3 protein-coding genes and 1 pseudogene are annotated in these 2,961 nt (G+C 71.0%); all 4 read left to right on the top strand.

Annotated features, from left to right (window positions below):
• Window positions 1–289, top strand: a pseudogene (locus tag BJF79_RS56355) (MFS transporter); the annotation flags it as partial.
• Window positions 290–413: 124 nt separating this feature from the next.
• Complete coding sequence (locus BJF79_RS35930; protein ID WP_075904115.1) at window positions 414–1,655, top strand: cytochrome ubiquinol oxidase subunit I; 1,242 nt, start codon at window positions 414–416, stop codon at window positions 1,653–1,655.
• A gap of 66 nt (window positions 1,656–1,721) precedes the next feature.
• The gene (locus BJF79_RS35925) at window positions 1,722–2,474 is read left to right on the top strand and encodes a cytochrome d ubiquinol oxidase subunit II (protein ID WP_075904113.1); all 753 of its coding nucleotides are present in this window, start codon (window positions 1,722–1,724) and stop codon (window positions 2,472–2,474) included.
• A 43-nt stretch (window positions 2,475–2,517) separates the two neighbouring features.
• Window positions 2,518–2,961 (top strand): ABC transporter transmembrane domain-containing protein (locus tag BJF79_RS52020; RefSeq protein ID WP_262403068.1); only part of this gene is annotated, 444 nt, incomplete at its 3' end.

Below are 2,961 nucleotides of genomic sequence, written 5' to 3'. Positions count from 1 at the left end.
GGTGGGGCTGGTGCTGGTGGCGGTGGCGTTCGGGGTGTTCCGGTGGGCGATGGCGGAGGCGGACGCGCGGTTGCAGGAGCGGATCTCGGACGGGGCGCGGGCGACGGTGACGTCGCTGGCGGGGTTCGGGTCGGAGGTGGTGGCGGTGCTGGTGTACGCGGGGTGGGCGCTGGGGTCGCGGTGGGCGGGTGCCGGGGTGCTTTTGGGTGCGGCGGCGGTGCCGTATTTGGTGGTGGCGGTCGTGCTGGGGGTGTGCGGGCGGCGGCGCGGCGTACATCGGGAGTTGTAGGCGGGGCGGGCCCGGTACGCGAAAGGTGCAGTGCGGTTGAACGCTCGGGTCCGATTCGCTGGTGGGGGTCGGGGCCGGAGGATCGGTGGGTCGTCGTCGGTCGGTTCTCCGGGAGGGTGGGGTCATGGACGACCCGTTGATGTTGGCGCGGGTGCAGTTCGCGTTGACGGCCGGTTCGCATTTTCTGTTCGTGGCGTTGACGTTGGGTTTGGCGACGTTGGTGGCGTTGATGCAGACGGTCGCGACGTTGCGGGGTGATGCGGCGGGTTCGCGGATGGTGCGGTTCTGGGGGCAGCTGTATGTGATCAATTACGCGGTGGGGATCGTCACCGGGCTGGTGATGGAGCTGCAGTTGGGGTTGAACTGGGCGGGGATGTCGCGGGTGACCGGCGGGGTGTTCGGTGCGCCGCTGGCGTTGGAGACGATCGCGGCGTTTTTCGTCGAGTCGACGTTCCTGGGGTTGTGGATCTTCGGGTGGGATCGGTTGAACCGGTGGGTGCACCTGGGGGCGATCTGGGTGGTGACGGTGACGGCGTACGCGTCGGCGTACTTCGTGCTGGTGGCGAACGGGTGGATGCAGCGGCCGGTGGGGTTCGAGCTGGTCGGTGGTGAGGCGCGGTTGACGGACGTGGGGGCGTTGCTGACGAATCCGGCGGCGTTGCTGGCGTTCGGGCATGTGCTGTTCGGGGGGTTGTTGACGGCGGGTTTCTTCTTGGCGGGGGTGAGCGGCTGGCATCTGCTGCGGCGGACGGCGGAGGTGGAGTTCTTCCGGCGGTCGATGCGGGTGGGGTTGGTGACGGTGCTGGTGGCGTTGTATCCGGTGGTGATGTTCGGCGGGGCGCAGTTCGCGTATCTGCAGCCGACGAAGCTGGGCGGCGGGGACGCGGACGCGGCGGTGGCGGATTTCACGGCGCGGTTCGGGCCGGACGAGTACATGGCGCCGGGGCTGGCGGGGGCCGGTGAGGGGGTGATGGTGACGATGTGGTCGCTGATGCATCTGGTGGCGTTGGTGGCGCTGGTGAAGGTGTGGTTCGGGCGGTGGCTGGTGCGGGGTCGTGTGTTCCATGTGCTGATGGTGGTGTCGGTGCCGTTGCCGTATGCGGCGATGCTGGCGGGCTGGGTGTTCCGTGAGGTGGGGCGGCAGCCGTGGGCGGTGTACGGGGTGGTGAAGACCGAGGATGCGCTGTCGGATGTGGGGTCGGGGACGCTGACGGTGTCGTTCGTGGTGTTCACGGTGCTGTTCGCGGTTCTGGTGGCGGTGAACGTGTGGTTGCTGGCGCGGTTCGCGCGGCGTGGTCCGGGGGGTGCGTCGTTGGGGGCCGCTCCCCCGGCGGAGCCGGCGGTGGTGATGACGCCGACGTTCTGAGCCGGGTTCGGGTCCGTTTCTGTTCCGTGTCGGCGTTCGGCGCCGTTCTGGTCTGGAGGTGTGGTGATGGAGTTTCTCGCGGTGGTGTTGCTGGCGGTTTTCGCCGGCGGGTATCTGGTGCTGGCGGGGGCGGACATCGGGGTGGGGATGCTGCTGCCGTGGCTGGGGCGGGGGCAGGATGAGCGGCGGCTGGAGATCGCGTCGTTCGCGCCGTTCTTCTTGGCGAACGAGGTGTGGTTGGTGGCGTCGGTGGGGCTGGTGGCGGGGGCGTTTCCGGGGTTGGAGCACGAGCTGGTGGAGGCGCTGTATCCGGTGGTGGCGGTGTTGCTGGTGGGGTGGGTGGTGCGTGACATGGGGTTGTGGTTGCGGGGCCGGGTGGACGCGGTGGTGTGGCGGGGCGGTTGTGATGCGGCGGTGACGGGCGGCAGTTGGGCGGTGGCGCTGGCGTGGGGGTCGTTGCTGGGGTCGCTGGTGTGGTCGGGTGCGGGCGGGGGGTTGAACGCGGGGAGCGTGCTGGGGTTGCCGTTGGCGGTGCTGTTCGCGTGGCATGGTGCGGGGTTCGCGCGGTGGCGGCTGCCGGTGGGTCTGGCGGGACGGGCGGCGCGGGTGCGGGGCCGGTATGCGGTGTCGGGTGCGGTGATGGCGGTGGTTCCGGTGGTGGCGGGTGTGCGGGTGCCGTGGTCGCGGGTGGCGGCGGACGAGACGTCGCTGGCGTTGACGGCGGTGGGGACGGTGGTGCTGCTTCCGGTGCTGGCGGCGGGTCAGGTGCTGGTGTGGTGGACGTTCCGGGGGCGGGTGGAGTCCGCGTCGTATCTGTGATGGGCGGGTTCGCGATGGGGATCGGGAGCGGGAGGCGGTTTCGGTGAAGGCGGTGGAGCGGCGGCTGCTGGGGCGTCTGCCGCGCCGGGTGCCGGTGGTGCTGGGCGTGCTGGCGGCGGGTCAGGGTGTGCTGCTGGTGGTGCAGGCGGAGCTGCTGGCGCGTGCGGGGTCTTTGTCGGCGGGTCCGCTGCCGTGGCCGGGCGGCGGCGGTGCGGGGGCGCGGGTGACGTTGCTGACGCGCGGGCTGGACGCGGTGGATCCGTTCTTCGTCGGGTATGTGCCGCAGTTGCTGGCGGCGTGCGTGGTGCCGGTGCTGGTGCTGGGTCGTCTGGCGGCGGCGGATTGGGCGTCGGCGCTGGTGGTGGCGGTGACGGTTCCGCTGGTGCCGTTGTTCGGGGCGCTGGTGGGGATGCGGGCGGCGGCGCTGACGGAGCGGCAGTGGGGGGCGTTGCGGCGGCTGGGGGGTCATTTCCGGGACGTGGTGGCG

It is taken from the genome of Actinomadura sp. CNU-125, from assembly GCF_001942465.1.
Taxonomy (GTDB): Bacteria; Actinomycetota; Actinomycetes; order Streptosporangiales; family Streptosporangiaceae; genus Spirillospora.
The sequence above is the reverse complement of the archived record's forward strand: the minus strand, read 5'-3'. Positions and strand labels throughout refer to the sequence as shown.

Coding starts and splice junctions, on each gene's coding strand:
- BJF79_RS35930 (WP_075904115.1), top strand. CDS start 414: ATGGACGACCCGTTGATGTTGGCGCGGGTGCAGTTCGCGTTGACGGCC.
- BJF79_RS35925 (WP_075904113.1), top strand. CDS start 1,722: ATGGAGTTTCTCGCGGTGGTGTTGCTGGCGGTTTTCGCCGGCGGGTAT.